The organism is Pseudomonas taiwanensis DSM 21245 (assembly GCF_000425785.1).
In the GTDB taxonomy this organism is placed as follows: domain Bacteria; phylum Pseudomonadota; class Gammaproteobacteria; order Pseudomonadales; family Pseudomonadaceae; genus Aquipseudomonas; species Aquipseudomonas taiwanensis.
Genome location: NZ_AUEC01000011.1, coordinates 104619 through 120337, shown reverse-complemented (window position 1 = coordinate 120337; position 15719 = coordinate 104619). Strand labels below are relative to the sequence as shown.

Annotated in this window: 14 protein-coding genes and 2 pseudogenes; 6 read left to right on the top strand and 10 right to left on the bottom strand. The window is 59.3% G+C overall.

Annotation, left to right across the window (positions count from 1 at the left end):
• Positions 1–9: 9 nt before the first annotated feature.
• The 4 genes from H620_RS0103380 to H620_RS0103365 form a co-directional block, all read right to left on the bottom strand.
• Entirely contained in the window at positions 10–813 is an 804-nt protein-coding gene (locus tag H620_RS0103380) for an ABC transporter permease (protein ID WP_023380928.1), read from the bottom strand.
• A gap of 10 nt (positions 814–823) precedes the next feature.
• Complete coding sequence (locus tag H620_RS0103375; RefSeq protein ID WP_027906719.1) at positions 824–1672, bottom strand: ABC transporter ATP-binding protein; 849 nt, start codon at positions 1670–1672, stop codon at positions 824–826.
• Between the two features lie 66 nt (positions 1673–1738).
• On the bottom strand, positions 1739–2764 hold the full coding sequence (locus H620_RS0103370; RefSeq protein ID WP_023380926.1) for an aromatic ring-hydroxylating dioxygenase subunit alpha: 1026 nt from the start codon (positions 2762–2764) through the stop codon (positions 1739–1741).
• A gap of 41 nt (positions 2765–2805) precedes the next feature.
• Positions 2806–3825 carry an ABC transporter substrate-binding protein gene (locus tag H620_RS0103365; RefSeq protein ID WP_027906718.1) on the bottom strand — a complete coding sequence of 340 codons (1020 nt, stop codon included), beginning with the start codon at positions 3823–3825 and terminating at the stop codon, positions 2806–2808.
• Positions 3826–4461: 636 nt separating this feature from the next.
• On the opposite strand from H620_RS0103365, the gene H620_RS0103360 reads away from it, so the two are divergent.
• Together H620_RS0103360 and H620_RS0103355 are read left to right on the top strand one after the other, a co-directional pair.
• Positions 4462–5268, top strand: a complete 807-nt coding sequence (locus H620_RS0103360) for an outer membrane protein OmpK (RefSeq protein ID WP_023380924.1) — start codon at positions 4462–4464, stop codon at positions 5266–5268.
• A gap of 222 nt (positions 5269–5490) precedes the next feature.
• Entirely contained in the window at positions 5491–6282 is a 792-nt protein-coding gene (locus H620_RS0103355; RefSeq protein ID WP_023380923.1) for a substrate-binding domain-containing protein, read from the top strand.
• Positions 6283–6627: 345 nt separating this feature from the next.
• Here H620_RS0103355 and H620_RS0103350 read toward each other — a convergent pair whose 3' ends face one another.
• The 5 genes from H620_RS0103350 to H620_RS0103330 all read right to left on the bottom strand — a co-directional run bounded on the left by H620_RS0103350 (position 6628) and on the right by H620_RS0103330 (position 12199).
• Positions 6628–7251, bottom strand: a complete 624-nt coding sequence (locus H620_RS0103350; RefSeq protein WP_027906716.1) for a TetR/AcrR family transcriptional regulator — start codon at positions 7249–7251, stop codon at positions 6628–6630.
• 2 nt (positions 7252–7253) lie between these two features.
• A complete protein-coding gene (locus tag H620_RS0103345; protein ID WP_023380921.1) occupies positions 7254–7856 on the bottom strand; it encodes an NAD(P)H-dependent oxidoreductase in 603 nt (200 codons plus the stop codon).
• Positions 7857–8208: 352 nt separating this feature from the next.
• The gene (locus tag H620_RS0103340; RefSeq protein WP_027906715.1) at positions 8209–10617 is read right to left on the bottom strand and encodes a TonB-dependent siderophore receptor; all 2409 of its coding nucleotides are present in this window, start codon (positions 10615–10617) and stop codon (positions 8209–8211) included.
• Positions 10618–10697: 80 nt separating this feature from the next.
• A complete protein-coding gene (locus H620_RS0103335) occupies positions 10698–11696 on the bottom strand; it encodes a FecR domain-containing protein (protein WP_049818689.1) in 999 nt (332 codons plus the stop codon).
• Entirely contained in the window at positions 11693–12199 is a 507-nt protein-coding gene (locus tag H620_RS0103330) for a sigma-70 family RNA polymerase sigma factor (RefSeq protein WP_023380918.1), read from the bottom strand. The genes H620_RS0103335 and H620_RS0103330 overlap by 4 nt, the downstream gene beginning before the upstream one ends.
• A 241-nt stretch (positions 12200–12440) precedes the next feature.
• Here H620_RS0103330 and H620_RS0103325 point away from each other — a divergent pair, with 241 nt between their 5' ends.
• Together H620_RS0103325 and H620_RS0103320 are read left to right on the top strand one after the other, a co-directional pair.
• Positions 12441–13265 carry an AraC family transcriptional regulator gene (locus H620_RS0103325; RefSeq protein WP_027906713.1) on the top strand — a complete coding sequence of 275 codons (825 nt, stop codon included), beginning with the start codon at positions 12441–12443 and terminating at the stop codon, positions 13263–13265.
• Between the two features lie 73 nt (positions 13266–13338).
• Positions 13339–13725: pseudogene (locus H620_RS0103320) on the top strand (cupin domain-containing protein).
• 312 nt (positions 13726–14037) lie between these two features.
• Here H620_RS0103320 and H620_RS0103315 read toward each other — a convergent pair.
• Positions 14038–14241 carry a hypothetical protein gene (locus tag H620_RS0103315; protein WP_023380915.1) on the bottom strand — a complete coding sequence of 68 codons (204 nt, stop codon included), beginning with the start codon at positions 14239–14241 and terminating at the stop codon, positions 14038–14040.
• A 566-nt stretch (positions 14242–14807) separates the two neighbouring features.
• Between H620_RS0103315 and H620_RS0103310 the strand changes: the two genes are divergently transcribed.
• Together H620_RS0103310 and H620_RS27330 are read left to right on the top strand one after the other, a co-directional pair.
• Positions 14808–15266 carry a hypothetical protein gene (locus tag H620_RS0103310; RefSeq protein ID WP_027906712.1) on the top strand — a complete coding sequence of 153 codons (459 nt, stop codon included), beginning with the start codon at positions 14808–14810 and terminating at the stop codon, positions 15264–15266.
• A 218-nt stretch (positions 15267–15484) separates the two neighbouring features.
• Positions 15485–15700, top strand: a pseudogene (locus tag H620_RS27330) (IS5/IS1182 family transposase); the annotation flags it as partial.
• Between the last annotated feature and the right edge of the window lie 19 nt (positions 15701–15719).

The window sequence follows — 15719 nt, the reverse complement described above, 5'->3', positions numbered from 1 at the left end:
TCCATAGGCTTAGCCCAATTCACTTTCGTGCCAATGGCGAAGGCTCAGGCGAGCCAGCACGGCCATCAGGCTGAACAGCGCGACGCCGGTCAGCGCGATCAACACCAAGGCGGCGAACAGCCTCGGGATGTTCAGCTGAAAGCCCGCTTGCAGGATCTGGTACGCCAGCCCGGCGCCCGTCCCCCCTGTGCCGGCAACGAATTCGGCCACCACTGCACCGATCAACGCCAGCCCGCTGGCAATCCGCAAGCCGGCGAAGAAGCATGGCAACGCGCTGGGAATACGCAGACGCAGCAGCACCTGCCAGCGGCTGGCGCGATTGAGCCGAAACAGGTTCAGCAGCCCCGGGTTGACGCTGCGCAGTCCCAGGACCGTGTTAGCGATGATCGGAAACACCGCGACCAACGTGGCGCAGATCACCAGTGCCAGGGTGGTGTCGCTGCACCAGATGATGATCAGTGGTGCGATGGCAACCACTGGCGTGACCTGCAGCAGGATGGCGTAGGGGAACAGGCTGGCTTCCACGACGCGGCTCTGCACGAACAGGAAGGCTGCCAGGGTGCCGATGACCACCGCGAGGGCAAACGACAGGAAGGTGATCTTCAAGGTCATCCACAGTGCACCCAGCAGCATCGGGCCGTCGGCGATCAGCGTGCGACCAATATCGGCGGGTGAGGGCACCAGGTACACCGGTACCTGCCAGGCGATGCACGCCAGTTGCCAGAGTGCGAGCAACGCGGCGCCGACCACCAATGGTGAGGCGATGCGCAACAGGGCTGGGTTGTGTAGCCAGGGCGTAGAGGTTCGGCTCATGTCGGGGCTCTCAGGAAGGCTCGCCGTTGGCCTTGGCCAGCAGCTGGGACAGGTGGGCACACTGGGCGATGAAGGCGGGGGAAGTGCGGTAGGCTTCGTCGCGCTCCCGTGGCCCGTCGATGGCGACATCGGCGATCACCCGACCGGGGCGGGCGCCCATCACCACGACACGCGACGACAGGTACACCGCCTCGAAGATGCTGTGGGTGACGAACACCACCGTCAGGTCGCGCTCGGCCCAGAGTTGGCGCAGGTCGCTGTCGAGCTTGTTGCGGGTGAACTCGTCCAGGGCGCCGAACGGCTCGTCCATCAGCAGCAGGTTGGGTTCGGTGGCCAGCGCCCGGGCGATCGATGCGCGCATCTGCATGCCGCCTGAGAGTTCCCGCGGATAAACCTCGCCGAACGCGCCCAGGCCTACCCGTTCAAGTGCGGCCTGCACCTTGGCCTGGCTGTCGGCCCGCGGCACGCCGGCCAGGTCCAGGGGCAGGCGCACGTTGTCCTGCACCTTGGCCCAGGGCATCAAGGTCGCTTCCTGGAACACCATTGCCAGGCGGCGGCCAGTGCCGCGGCTGTCGCTGTCGGGGGCCTCTTTGCCCCACCAGCGCACGTGGCCGGCGGAGGGCTGTTCCAGTCCGGCGAACATCTTCAACAAGGTGCTTTTGCCGCAGCCTGAGGGGCCCAGCAACGACACGAACTCGCCGCGCTGGATCGCCAGCTTGACTCGGCTCAGGGCATGGGTGCCATTGCTGTAGGTCTTCTCGACCTGATTGGCGAACAGCGGGGTGTCGGCGCTCACGGCGTCGGCACCGATGGGGGCCTGCAGCCGGGCGTTGGCTTCGGATAAGGTCTGCATCAACATGGCGCTCTCCCGTGGGACATTGAGCGGTTGCGTATGCCCCGGCGCACCGGGGCGTCGAACAGGTAGTCAGTGGCTGGCGAACACTTCGCTTTCGCCATGGGCTTCGAGCAGCCCCAGCAGTTGCCGGCGGATCACCAGGCCAGGCTTGTCCGAGGGCATGTGCAGCTCGACGCGCCGACGGGTATCGACACAGGCGTCGGGGTCGGTGGCTTCGAGGATGTCGCGGTCCTCGGCGGTGATCGCCGCATCCCAGTCGATGAGCGCCTGGGTCGAGCACTGTTCTTCGCTGTCGTTGCGGTACAGCCATTGCACGAGCATCAGGCGGCCATCGTCGATGGGTGTGGCGCAGTTGTAGATGATGTGGTGAATGCCGCTATCGGGGTACATGCAGCCGAAGCGGCGCGAGAACGGCAGGTAGTAACGGTTGATCAGATGGCGCTCGGTGATCGGCGCACGGGTTCCGGTGATGGCGAAGCTTTCTTCTGGGTTGCGAATCGGGACGCGTGTTTCGGCCTCGAAGCCGTAGTCGGTCTCGCGAAATTCGTAGCTGGCCGGTTGCGGTTGGTCGAACAGGCCGAAGTTGGCCTTGTGCACGAAGGAGAAGTGCGAATTGTCGAAAGAGTTTTCCATGACCCGCAGCGGGCTGGTTTTCCACTCTTCGTAGAATTGGAAGATTCGGCGATAGCCAGGGGCACCGTCCTCGGGGAAGTCGGGGATCGGCTGCAGCGGATCGTCCAGTGCCACCCAGGCATAGCCGTATCGCGCCTGGCAGTGGAAGGTCTCGACCGCCGCACCGGGTGGAATCGCGCCGGTCGGGTTCTGCGGGATCTTCACGCAGGCGCCGGTGCAGTCATATTCCCAGCCGTGGTAGCCGCAGGCGATGTTGCCGGCCTCGCTGACAAAGCCTTTGGACAGTTTGGCGGTGCGGTGGCAGCAACGGTCGCGCATCGCCACCGGCGTGCCGTCGGGGCGTTTCCACAGGACCAGGGCTTCACCGAGCAGGGTGAACGGCTTTGGCCCGTCGTCCAGGGCGGTCAGGGGCAGCAGGGCGTACCAGAAGCGACGCAATACAGGTTGTTTGGTGACCAACATGATCCAGTTTCCTCACACGGCTTGAAGTTGTCGTTATTCGTTCAGCGGCTAGCGGCCTGGGGCGCGTCGGGCAGCACCTTCAGGTCGCCCACGAAGCGAGTGGTGTAGGCTTGCTGCCACGGTGCGGCGGCGCCGAGCAGGCCGGCCTCGACCATGAAATCGCGGGTGGCCTGCCAGCGGGCGTCGCTCATGGTGCCGATGCCTTGGGTCGCGGCATCGCCGCGGGTCAGCAATTGGTGTTGCTTGAGGGTCGAGAGGCCCCAGGCCAGCAGTTCGTCAGTCATGTTGGGGTTATCGCGCTTGATCAGCGCATTGCCGGCGGCGGGGTTTTCCAGGTAGCGCTTCCAGCCCTCGAGCGAGGCTCGGACGAACCCCGCGACGCGCTGCGGATGTTCATCGATGATGTCCTGGCGGGTGGCCAAGGTGGAACCGTAGGGTGGGTAGCCTGCGTCGGCGAACAGGAAGAAATTCGGCTGCTGGCCGGCTTTGATTGCCTGGAACAACTCCGAGCTGGCGTAGGCCTGCTGGGTGGTATCCGGGCCGGCGAGGAACGGCTGCAGGTTGAAGGTATAGGGGCGCGCCTGGTTGTCCTGGAGCTGGTACTTGCCCTTGAGCCACGGCCACCAGGTTTGCTGGCCGGAGGTAGACACCAGCACCTGCTTGTTCTTCAGCGCGTCGAGGCCTTGGATGTCAGCGTGGGTCATCAGGCCCTGTGGGTCGCCCTGAAAGGGGGCGGCTACCGCAACCACTGGGAGGCCTTGTTCCACGCTTTTGAGGATCTGCAGGTCGTAGTTGACGATGAAGTCGGCCTGTTTGCTGACCAGCAACTGCATGCCATTGACCTGCGGGCCACCCATGCGGATGGTCACATCCAGGCCTTCCTTCTCGTACAGACGCTCGGCCAGGGCCTGGTAGAAGCCACCCTGTTCGGCCTGGGCGTACCAGGAGGTGAGCAGCACGACCTTGTCGTTGGCCACGGCCAGGGACGTGCCCGCCAGCATCACGCTGAGCGCTGCCGCCAGCGAGCGCAGCGGTTGAGTCAAGCCAAAGCGGTTTTTCATGATTGTTCTCCACCTCGATTCGAAATCCGCAGGGTGCCTGTGGGCACCTCAACGAGAAGACCGAGTGGAGAAACAACGCGGCAGGAGCAGGGAGAGTGTTCTCGGCTGACATTGTTCTCTTGCCCATGGCCGATTGGCCGCGTGCAAACATCCACTCGGATGTACGCCTGATCAAAGGCGCAAGAGCAATGCCCCATGCCGTCCACCGGCACTGACCGCTTCTACTCGACCGTACACGAAGCCAGAAGCGTGCCAGTTCCTGAGAGCCGCTGAAACAGGGCTGGCGGAGCCTGGCCGGGGCGTTGCGAGGTCAGGGCAGTGGATCGATACGGTGCAGCGAGGCCTGCGCCAGCGCTATTTGAGTGCGCAATATCGTGACTGGTGAGTATTCATTTGTCGGATTTATTGCTCACAATCCATGCGTATTACTGTATTCGATCAGCTGGCACGTACCCTGCTAGGGATCATGGGAGTAGAAGCGGTCAGTGCCTGGAAATGGCATGGGACATTGCTCTGGCGGCATCACGCCGCACACCCGGCAGGGGTGGCGCCACGGTTTGCTCCGTGGCCAGAGACGAGGTCTGTCCGCCTGTCCCTTGCGGGTGAATTTCACCGACCTCAACCCAAGGGATGCCCATGAAACTCAGCCCATTTGCCTGGTTCTTCCACAGCTTCCTGCCCGTCTGCGCCCTGGCGAGCGCCAGCGCCCAGGCTGGCCCGTTGATGTGGAGCGACAACAGCCTCAGTTATCTCTACGGCCATAACTACAAGGTCGATGGCACCGGCAATGACATCCAGCAGACCGTCACCTTCGAACATGCCAGCGGCTGGAGCTGGGGGGATGTGTTTCTGTTCGTCGACAACAAGTGGTCGAACGGTTTATCCGGCAGTGATGGGTATACCTACTATGGCGAGTTTTCTCCGCGCTTGTCGCTGGGCAAGGTCAGCGGGCAGAACCTGCGTTACGGCGTGATCAAGGATGTGCTGATTGCCGCCACCTACGAGCGCGGGGAGGGGCGTATTCGCCGGTACCTGTTGGGGCCAGCGGTGGACCTGTTGCTGCCTGGATTCGACCGCTTTTCGCTCAACACCTACTATCGCAAGCCCGACGGCATCACCGGCAAGGCATCGGGGCAGTGGCAGATCAACCCGACCTGGGCGATGACCCTTCCGTTGGGGCGGTCGGACATCCTGTTCGATGGTTACCTGGAATGGTATGTGAACGACGTTGGCCGCAAGGGCACGTCGGACTATGTAGCCAAGAGTTTCCACTTCAATCCGCAGATCAAGTACGACCTTGGCAAGGCGTTAGGGCACAACCCGAAGCAGTTCTACGTGGGGGTAGAGTGGGATTACTGGTCGGACAAGTATGGGATCGAGGACAGTCACGGCTTTGCAACCGACCAGAATGCGCTGAGCGCATTGCTCAAGGTTCATTTCTGAAGAGCAGGGTCGGTCCAGTGCCGTCCTGTGCATGTCCCTGAGCACCGAGCGCCGTCCGGGCGGCGCATCGGTAACGCTGTGGCCGAGGATGACGGCGCGCCGACTCACGTTCGCATCGCCCGTACGGCTTGGGATATGAAACATTCTTAACGACTGATTAACCATGGCTGTCTCCGCACTTCGGTAAGGTTCTGTTTTTCATGAATTTGCGGAGAACCCACAATGTTTCGGATGCTGTCTTGCACTGTCCTGTTGATGGCCACGTTCGCCTGCTCGGCGGCTGACGCGGCGCCCTCGGGGGAGGCTCTGACGGTGCTCAGTTCTGGCGGAATCATGGGCGCTATCCGCGAAGTGGCCCCCGCGTATGAAAAGAAATTCGGCGTCAAGCTCAACGTCGTGGCTGCTCCGTCGATGGGCGAGACCCCGCAAGCCGTGCCGAACCGACTGGCTCGCGGCGAGCCGGCAGACGTCGTGCTCATGGTCGGATCGGCGCTCGATAAGTTGGTCGACCACGGCCAGGCGGACAAGGCCAGCCGAGTCGACCTGGGCAAGTCTTTCATTGCCATGGCCGTGCGCAAAGGCGAACCGAAGCCGGACATCAGCACCCTGCAGGGCTTGCGTACGGCTCTGCTCGACAGCAAGTCGGTTGCCTATTCCGACAGTGCAAGCGGCGTGTACCTTTCCAAGACTCTTTTCCCGCGCATGCAATTGGGCACAGCGTTCGATGCCAAAGCCCACATGATCCCTGCCGAGCCGGTCGGGGCCGTGGTTGCCCGTGGCCAAGCGCAGATCGGTTTCCAACAACTGAGCGAACTCAAGCCCGTGAAGGGCATCGACATCGTTGGCCTGATCCCGGCCCAGGCGCAGAAAATGACAATGTATTCGGGCGCCATCGTCAGCAAGAGCCCGCACCATGCCGCGGCCCAGGCACTACTGGACTACCTGGCCTCGCCACAAGCGGACGCGGCGATCGAGGACAGCGGCCTGAAGCCATTGATTCACAACGCCGGCTGAAACCAGGGGCGATGCCTGGTTTCATGTAGCGTGCGCGATTAGTGCGGTTCGACGGTTTGCTGCAGATGATGTGATCTGCCGCTAGGTGCGCTCGGGTCCTTCCTGGAATGCTCGACCCGGGCGACCGCCACCTTGAAAGGCCTGCCACTGGGATTGATCGCCTGAACGCGCAAAGCGATGGAGTCTGGGGAACGGGATTGCCCGGCAAGGTGGCGCAGTAGCAGAAAGATCACTCCTGGGAGCAGAGCACCCTCTCAAGCACCGCCCACTGGGTCATACGCAGTGGCACCTCGGGCAGTAAGCTGATTGGCAGGAGACGGTTACCGGCCCGCATCGTCATGACACCTACTCGGTCGGTCGCCTACTCTGCGGCGTGTTGCGCTCAATGCCGCCCAGTAGCGTTTGTCGTAGTTCTTCCTTCGCCTGGGCCTGAGTGATGTCTCCTGCCACGGCTGCATCCGATAATGCATCGGCCGCCCCCAACATGCCCCAGAGGTAGGCGTTGGAAATACCAGCAGGCTGGGCGAAAGGTGCAAAAATCCCGAGGCACTTCGTGATCAGGGCCTTTTGATACTGACGTTTCAACATGGCCAATTCCGGTGAACCGCTCAGGGCTGCCAGCACACCCTGAATCTCCCGCCCCTGGGTCATCACGCAATCGACATAGGCGCTGGCGAAGGCAGTCGCTTTATCCTGCAAGGTGGACTCAGCCGCCGCGATCGCGGCGTCGAAGAGGGCGGTTTGGCGAGCGTCATAGTCTTCGTACAGTGCAGCCAGCAGGCCTTCGCGGGTACCGAAGTGGTCGTAGACCACCGGCTTGGTTACGCCCGCCGCTTCGGCCAGGCGACCTAGGGTCAGAGCATCCGTGCCCTCTTCGGCGATCAGCATCCAGGATGTTTCCAGCAACTGGCGGGCGCGTGCAGCTCTGGGCAGGCGTCGACGGGAAGGTGCGTCACTTGGCGTTGTCATGCTCAACGCCCCTGCGTGTGTGAAGCGAAGATACCGGCACCGATGGCCTGTGCTGTTTCCAGATGAGCCTGCGGATAACCCTTTTCCGAAGGAAGCAGTACGCTTGAACTGTGCACCTGTGCGCCGCAGTAATCAAAAATGCCGTGCTCGATCTGGGTCTTCATGGCGGATGTGTAGCCGTGCCGCGTATAGGTACCTTCATCGGCGCCGCCAATGGCTACCAGGTGAACGTTAAGGCGCTTGAGCTTCTTCACAACCTTACCGTCGCTGTCGTCGTAGGCCCAACCCTGGGAGAAGACGCGGTCGATCCAACCCTTGAGCAGGGCAGGGAAGGACCACCAATGGACTGGGTAGACCAAGACCAAAGCGTCTGCACGGTCCAGTCGTTCTTGTTCGGCAGCAACGTCGGCGGGTGGCTCTGCCTGCTTGTGAAATAGCGCTTGGTCCGCCAGGTTGAAACGCGGGTCGAAGCCCTCGGCGACGAGATCGGCAAACTCTGCGCTGTTGTGTGGGTTAGAGGCCGTGATGCCGTGGACGATGTGCTGGGCGATGGCATGGGTCAAAGAACGCGGATCGGGATGGGCGACGACGATTAAACTGTGCATGATCGGTTCTCCGACAGAGGACGCGTGGTCCTCGATGTAGAAGCGACCGCGCTTTAGCTACTAAAGGTAACCTACTGATAGTAGCTTTTCCAGTTCGGTATGCTACTCCGTGAATTTTTCATACTGCAGAGGTCTGTGAGGTCGGCAGTAATCTTTGTAGGAACGGGTTCACCCGCAAACACGGGCGAAGCCCTCGCCATTCACCGCGCGGCCTGCTTCGTGGGCGAACCTGCTCTCCCACCGTCCATTGCGCACTCTCCGGCATTTTTACCCAACTTGGCAGGCATGCCATGCTCGGCCTGTAAGGCGGTCGTTGCTATCGACCCATCGCCCAGCACGAAGCGCGCGAACGTCAGAAGTTGTACTTGAAACCCGTCATGATGTTTCTTGGAGCACCGTACATACCGTGGTCGCCGGCATAGCTGAGGTATTCACGGTCGAACACGTTGTTCAGATTGACTGACGCACTTAGATGCTGGTTGAAGTCGTAGCGAGCCAGGAGGTTGGTGACGGCATAGCTACCCTGGGTGAAGGTGTGCAGGTCGGCACCGGTTTTGCTCTGCCAGTTCACACCGCCGCCAAGGGTGAGCTTGTCCAGAATCCCCGGCAGGCGATAGCGGGTGAAAGTCTTGAGACTGTGGCGAGGCAGGGTGGTAACGATACGCTGGTCGTCAGCGTCGGTGCTGACCGCATAGGCATAACCGGCAGATGCCTGCCAGCCTTCGGCCAGCTCTCCGTCCAGGGTGAATTCAGCGCCTTTGGTAGTGGTTCCCTGTTCCGACTTGTACGTGTTACCGCCTGGAGTATCGATCCAGATTGCCAGGTTGTCCTGCTCGATCTTGAACAGCGCGACGCTGGAGTTCAGCTTGCCGTCGAAGTGGCTTCCCTTGACGCCGACTTCATATCCGGTGCCCTCCATCGGATCCAGAGGTTTGTTGTCGATGTCGCGAACCCAGGACGATTGTGGGTTGAAGATTTTCGTATAACTGGCATACAGCGACCACGTATCGTTGACGTCATACACCACGCCAGCATACGGGATGTACACGCCGGTTTCCGACTCCTTGGTCTTGGTTTGCTCGGCGTTGTAGGGTTTATCCTCGGTGTCGCGATGCCAATCGATCACGCGGCTACCCAGCAAGACACTGAGATCGTCGGTGGCGTGCAGGCGCGTGGCGAGATAAGCGGCGTATTGAGTTTCGTCGGCAGTGGATTTGCCAGTGACGTCGAATTCCGGTTTGACCGAGCCGCCGTTCCAGTTCAACAGGTTATCGATTGCGCCAGCCGGAGAGCCGGAATAGTCGTATTTCCAGCCGCCGTAGCTTGGCACGTCCTCGTAGTAGTTGGACAAGGTCACGCCGGCGATCAATTCATGCTCGCGGCCCAACAGACTGAACGGGCCGGTCAGGTAGGCATCGATGTTGTTCTGGCGGGGGATGCCGGAGAAGCGCACGGGCAACTGTGTGGTGCCGCTTCCGTCCGGGTTGAGGCTGCCGTTGACGTAGTTGAAGACTTCATCAAACTTGTTTTCGGAGTGGGTCAGCTCGATCTTTCCGCTCCAGCCATTGGCGAACTGCTGTTCGATCGAGGTGAAAAAACTGGTTTGCTCATGGTCGTTGTAAGACCACGTTTGAGCCGAATTGAGTGAGCGTTTGAGGTTGGTGCGAGACCCGTCGGTGAAGCGGGTCGGCAGGCCGGAGCGCATGGGCGAGTCAACGTCTGTGCGTTGGTAACTGAAGCCCATCGTCAGCAGGGTGTCTTCAGTCAGGTCGAACTCGGTAATGCCGTAGATCAGCTGCGAGTCCTGTTTGTAGCGGTCTACCCATGACTGCTCTGTCTTGAAATCGGCGACCAGACGACCGCGTACGTTGCCGGTTTCGGTCAGCGGGCCAGATACATCAAAGCCAGTTCCGTAGCGGTCCCAGTTACCCGCTTCTGCGGTGACGCTGGCCTGAGCCTCGGAGGTCGGACGCTTGCGGATCAGGTTGATCGTCGCTGAAGGGCTGCCCAGGCCGCTGATCAGGCCGGTAGCACCGCGCACCACCTCCACCCGGTCATACATGGCCATGCTCTGGGTGTAATTGTCCATGCGCTTGACGGTGGGCACACCATCGATTTCAAAGTTCTGAACCTCGAAGCCGCGTGAGAAGTAACCATCGGATTCGGCACCCAGCCCGTCGCGCAACACGATGATGCCCGGTGTGGCATCGAGGGTATCGCTTAGATTGGTAAGGCGCTGGTCATCCAGGCGCTGGCGGGTCATGACGGTCAGCGACTGCGGGGTCTCTTTGGGGGTCAGGTTCAGACGGGTCGAACTGCTGGATGAGTAGGTGGTGTAGAGCCCGGTACCTTCTGTAGTCGACCCGGGCGCTTTGCCCGAAATTGAAATGCTTTGAAGCTCCAGCACGTTAGAGGCCGGCGCTCGCTGGAGGGTGTATCGCCCATCCGGCTGGCGCACCGCTATGAGCTGGCTGCCCTCAAGCAGCGCCTGTAACGCACCGTCGACCGTGTAATCACCCTTCAAGCCAGGGCTGGTTTGTCCGGCAATCAATTCATTGGGAAACGACAACAACAAATGGGCTTGCTGGCCCAGGTGACTGAGCGCAGTGCCCAGTGGCGCCGCGGGGATTTCGTAGTGTTGCACGCTGCTATCGGCGGCTGCCCACACTGCCGATGAACTGGCAATCAGAACCGCCGCGGCGCAACCCAGGGTGCTGGCGAGCGGGGTTGCGTAGCACGACGAAATACTGCGGTGATGCATGTGAAGTTCCCCGATGTTTTTGATGTTTGGCCTATAAGTCTCGCCAGAAATCAAAACGGCTCATCGAAGACGAAAATAGTTCAAACGGTTGCTGGCAAGGCGCGCAAGTTGACCCATAGGCGAGTGAAACGCTGGACATCCAGTTTCAGTGTCTGGGCAATGGCATCGATGATTCGATCACTGTCTGCCAGCGGGTAGGATCCCCATACACGCAGGTTGGCCAATGCGGGGTCGCACCCGAGATGCCCATGACGATAACGACCCAGTTCATCCAGGAAAGCCTGGAGCGGTTGGCCGTTGGCGACGATCATGCCTTTTGCCCAGGCCGGAGCGTTTGCTTGCAGTGCATCCTGATCGAGCAGCCCGAGCGGCCCGAAACGAGCCAGTTGCCCGGCCTGCAAGGGAGTCCACGTGCTCGCTTTTGCCGGTTTTACCTGAAGCGAGCCACGATAGACCGCCAACTGAGTCGAGCCATTCTCAAATTGGCGTACCGTGAAGCGCGCCGAGGACGCCTGCGCGCGGATCTGAGGGGCTTCGATGGAGAGTGCCTGGTTCAAAACCGTGTCGACCAGGATCTCGCCGCTGAGTAATCGAAGGTGCCAGCGATGATCTGTATGACGAACATTTATCGCGCTGTGGGTATTGAGATCAAACGACAGATTAGCGTTCAGCGCGACGCGTCGCTGCTCTCCAACGCCCGTGACGTAATCGGCGCTCAAGCGCGAAACCACTTCGCTGCCTCCGGCCAACCATGCACCCGCGCCTGTGGTAAGCAGCAGGGCCAGGCCCTTGATAGCCCGTCGTCTGCTCAACCCTTCCTGAGAAGAAAGCAACAGGGCCTGTCGGGCAAGGTTTGGATCGCCCTGGGTACGTATTGAGTCTAGCTGCGCAGCCAGGGCCAAGGCCCTTTCCCAGGCCAGCTCATGCAAGGGGTGTTCACTACGCCATGCCATGAAGGCGGCCTGTGCGGGTGAATCAAAGTGAGCTTCCTGCATATCGAGCCACCACGCCATCGCCGCCTCGCACATTTTCGGTGATGGCGCGGGTTCTGGGGTAAAGGCGTTTTCGGTGATCGTCATCCCAGCGCTTCCGTGACCAGCATGCACTGCGCACCTGCCTTGATGATGTGGCGTTTGACGGTAGCGATTGAAATACCCAGCCGCTCGGCAATTTCCCCATGGCTGAGCCCATCCAGTTGCGACCAGAGGAATGCCTTTTTGACGGCGACATCCAACTTACAGAGTGCTTCGTCGAGTCGAACCAGCGTCTCGAAAATAATCAATTGGGTAGCCAGATCCGGCAGCACGTTTTCGTCATCCGTCTGAATTGCATCCAGATAGGCTTTTTCCAGGCGTGTGCGGCGGTAGTGGTTTGACAGGACACTGCGTGCAACCTTCGCCAGAAACGATCGAGGCTGTCGGACTTCCAACGCCTCTTTGCTGAGCAACAGGCGCATGAAGGTGTCCTGCATCAAATCAGCGGCGCGGTGTGAGCAGCTCAATTGCCGATACAGCCAGCGACGCAGCCAGCGGTGTTGCTGTTCGTAAAGAGCCGTGAGCTGAGCATTGTCGACGGATGCCATGAGTTTGAGTCGATGCAAATGAGACGTAGTATCATATGTGACTATTGGGCTGCCGACAAGAACGCAGAATGTCTGCTTAGGATCGTATAGCGACGGTCATACCTTCACTGTCGCTATACGCTTTCAGACCAGCAAACGACCCATTGCGGACATTGAACGGAAATGGATTGGGTGCTCGCGTAATCCTGAAATAGGATGGGCTATTTACATTCAAGATGGCGCACTAGCGGTGAGCATACCCATGGAGCGAAAAGCAATCCCGTCATCCACCTCTGATTGGGTCATACGCAGCACTACACCTGGCAGTGTGGAGCGCATCGAAGCGTGGTTTGGCGGCCATGGCTACGACCTGCATCGTCACGATACATATTCGATAGGCCGTACTCTTGCCGGCGTTCAGAGCTTTCACTACAAGGGAGCGCTGTGCCACGGCGTGCCAGGCAACACACTTGTGCTGCACCCCGACGAAGTGCATGACGGCATGGCTGGCACGGATGTGGGTTTTCGCTATCGGATGGCCTACATCGACCCGTCGCTGATACAGAACGTTCTCGGGGGAGAACCGTTGCCTTTCATTGCTGGCGGACTATCCTGCGACCCGCGCTTGTACCACGCCAGCGAGGCTTTCGTGCAGGCACTCGATCATCCACTGGAAACACTAGAGGAACAGGACGCCGTTTATGACTTGGCAATGGCGCTTCGTGCAGTCGGCGGCAAGCCGCGTGGTCGCAAACGTCTGGATTACCGCTCTGCCGGGCGCGCCAGGGAGTTCATCCTGGAGCACCTTCACGTGGACATCACGCTGGAGATGCTCGAACAGGCGAGTGGACGTGAGCAATGGAGCTTGTCGCGAGACTTTCGGGCCCTTTACGGCACCAGCCCATACCGTTTTGTCACGCTTAGGCGCCTGGATTCTTTCCGCAGACTGATTCTGGATGGCTTCTCACTGGTCGATGCCGCCCTTGCCTCAGGCTTTCATGATCAGAGCCACATGACCCGGCATTTCACTCGCACCTACGGCGTGCCGCCTCTGCGTTGGCTGGAACGCTTACGCACTGTTCGCTAAGTTGCAGGATCGTACAAGAACAGCGCGCTTTCCGCTCGATAGGCTGGTCACTCCAAATTAGAGAGGATCAGCTATGTCCAGCATGCATCAGCAATCGGCATCACCGCCTGTAAACCTGACTCAAAAAGCTTCTCTGATCGAGCAGCAATGGAGCCCAAGGGTCGTCGCGGAAATGAACGACTACCAATTTAAGGTGGTACGCATCGAAGGTGAATTTATCTGGCATTCACACCCAGAAACTGATGAAGCTTTTCTAGTGCTCGAAGGTCTCTTGCGCATCGATCTCCCCGAGGGCTGCGTTCATGTGAAGCCGGGCTAACCGTATGTCGTACCACGTGGTGTAGAGCACAGAACAGCGGCAGAAACGGAAACAGCACTTATGATGATTGAGCCGCGAGGCGTGTTGAATACTGGTCATGAAGTCGGGGAGCGAACAGCGCTGAATGACGTCTGGATCTGAGTCGACATCGACAGTAGTGGCTAGCCTCATCAGGGCGTGAAGCGAACACCTATCGAGAGGGGGCCGTTTCATGCCCCATGGTCTGCAAGCGCAGATCCGACCGGTGGGGCATAGACCAGGAAGGTGGCGCATTTCGGTCCGGAGCCGGCTACCAAGCGATGAGGCCGATACTGGATAAAGAGTCCAGATTCGATGCCCGCTTTGGGTCGAAAGCGGTCACCCACGACCGGCTGCATTCGACCCAAAGCAGACCTCCGACATGGACCGCTCTCGTCCAAAAGCTGTAGTTCATGACCTATCGAATACGCAGTGTTAGATAATTCCCATTTCTTCAGGCCAGGTTTCCACTTCAAGCTTTTTCGCCGTCTCAATCAAGCAATTTATTTCCGCGTTAGATGCGTCGTTCAGTTCAGCAGCAATTGCCTCAAGCGCCGCTACGTCATCATCGTTTTCGACATTATGCCGGTCGTCAATATGTTTGCAGGCAAGGATCAATGCCCGTGCGATGGTTTCCATGTAGATCTCCAACAAACACGCAACGGTTGTAGAAGTAGTAAAGGGTCATTCGGATACCGCAGAGCGTAGCATTCGAAGAGCGGATGGGCAGCTTCTGGCCGATTGCTGCCCTCCGCGAAGGGCAGCTATGGGTCGAAAGCAGTCACTCACGACCGGCTGCTTTCGGCCCGAAGCTGCCATTCATGAAGGGCAGAGATCAGCCAAAAGCAGCTAGGCTTTGTACGAAAAGCCTTGAAACTCGGTGATGCTGCGTCGAAAACAGCCTCGGAATGCTCATTTTCAACCCGTAAACTCCGCTTCCTAGGCTGTTTTCGCCTTGCCTGACCTTCGTCCCAAGACTTTTCAGACAGACCCTAGTCATTACTGATCGAGATCGGCCACCCGCTGCCCCAGGCCCTTATCCCCGCCTGAGCCGGTCACTTTCTGATGTCCCTCACAGATCCCGGATGAATCCGCTTCTGCAACTGAGCGCGCAACGGCCTATCGGGCAGAGCAGTTGTCTTGCGACTAGCTTTACCTCGAGCACTAAAATCTCCGTTCATAGCTCAACCCGGTAGAGTTTCGTTATGACTAAAATAATCGATCTCACGATCACCCAAGATTACCTCAATCCATTTGCCTTGCCGGAAAACCCCAAGTTAAGCCCGGAGCTGACCGACTACTTATCAGACAGTGCTTGGTACCATCCCGATCTGTGCCTACACATTCGTTGCCCAGAAGACGAGCGAGAACGCCTGCAGCACGCCATCAGCAATACCTTTGCGGAAAAGAGGGAGCAACTCAGAGGGGATATTCGCGTCCAACGGCTGGTAGCGCTGACACTCTTAGGCTTGGCGCTTGCCTTGGTGCTGGCAGGCACAGCTCTGGGGATTGAAGGCACCATCCCTGTGGGAGTCGTTACAGTCACCGCGTGGATGCTGCTGTGGCGTAGCGCAGAAATATTTTTTCTGGATATCCGCAGCATTAAGCGGCAGCAGCGTAAGTACCAACGCATTGCCAGCGCATCAAAGCAGTTTATGCCTTAGGCTCTGTACGAAAAGCCTTGATGCTCGGTGAGGCTGCGTTGAGAACAGCCTCGCCTGACCTTCGCCTCAAGACTTGTCACATAGCGCCAAGTTCTGACGGGCTGATAATCCGACTTTTTCAACTACATTGTCCCATGGCTACTCGGTATGAAGGGCACCAATTGAGGCCAGGCTGTGTGAAGACACCTGCGATTGTCTAACGTTTTGATCGCCGCTAAATGGCCACGAGTGGCCGAGGCACGGTTGGCCACAACGTACAAACAGCAGTCGATGACACACACATTCTGATCACTGCCCATAAAGTCACCAATGTTGGAAATGGCCGAGCGCAGCTGAGCAAGCAGGGCTTCATCTACATCGCTGCATCGGATGAATACCGATGCCCTGCAGATCAGCTACTGACCTGCAGGCATTCTTCGAAGGAAGATGGGATGGCGCAGGACAAGCACTCAA

Bases quoted from the DNA above. Each gene is read 5' to 3' on its own strand.
- H620_RS0103310 (WP_027906712.1), top strand. From the start codon at position 14,808: ATGACTAAAATAATCGATCTCACGATCACCCAAGATTACCTCAATCCA.
- H620_RS0103335 (WP_049818689.1), bottom strand. From the start codon at position 11,696: ATGACGATCACCGAAAACGCCTTTACCCCAGAACCCGCGCCATCACCG.
- H620_RS0103365 (WP_027906718.1), bottom strand. From the start codon at position 3,825: ATGAAAAACCGCTTTGGCTTGACTCAACCGCTGCGCTCGCTGGCGGCA.
- H620_RS0103330 (WP_023380918.1), bottom strand. From the start codon at position 12,199: ATGGCATCCGTCGACAATGCTCAGCTCACGGCTCTTTACGAACAGCAA.
- H620_RS0103380 (WP_023380928.1), bottom strand. From the start codon at position 813: ATGAGCCGAACCTCTACGCCCTGGCTACACAACCCAGCCCTGTTGCGC.
- H620_RS0103325 (WP_027906713.1), top strand. From the start codon at position 12,441: ATGGAGCGAAAAGCAATCCCGTCATCCACCTCTGATTGGGTCATACGC.
- H620_RS0103350 (WP_027906716.1), bottom strand. From the start codon at position 7,251: ATGACAACGCCAAGTGACGCACCTTCCCGTCGACGCCTGCCCAGAGCT.
- H620_RS0103340 (WP_027906715.1), bottom strand. From the start codon at position 10,617: ATGCATCACCGCAGTATTTCGTCGTGCTACGCAACCCCGCTCGCCAGC.
- H620_RS0103370 (WP_023380926.1), bottom strand. From the start codon at position 2,764: ATGTTGGTCACCAAACAACCTGTATTGCGTCGCTTCTGGTACGCCCTG.
- H620_RS0103360 (WP_023380924.1), top strand. From the start codon at position 4,462: ATGAAACTCAGCCCATTTGCCTGGTTCTTCCACAGCTTCCTGCCCGTC.
- H620_RS0103315 (WP_023380915.1), bottom strand. From the start codon at position 14,241: ATGGAAACCATCGCACGGGCATTGATCCTTGCCTGCAAACATATTGAC.
- H620_RS0103375 (WP_027906719.1), bottom strand. From the start codon at position 1,672: ATGTTGATGCAGACCTTATCCGAAGCCAACGCCCGGCTGCAGGCCCCC.
- H620_RS0103355 (WP_023380923.1), top strand. From the start codon at position 5,491: ATGTTTCGGATGCTGTCTTGCACTGTCCTGTTGATGGCCACGTTCGCC.
- H620_RS0103345 (WP_023380921.1), bottom strand. From the start codon at position 7,856: ATGCACAGTTTAATCGTCGTCGCCCATCCCGATCCGCGTTCTTTGACC.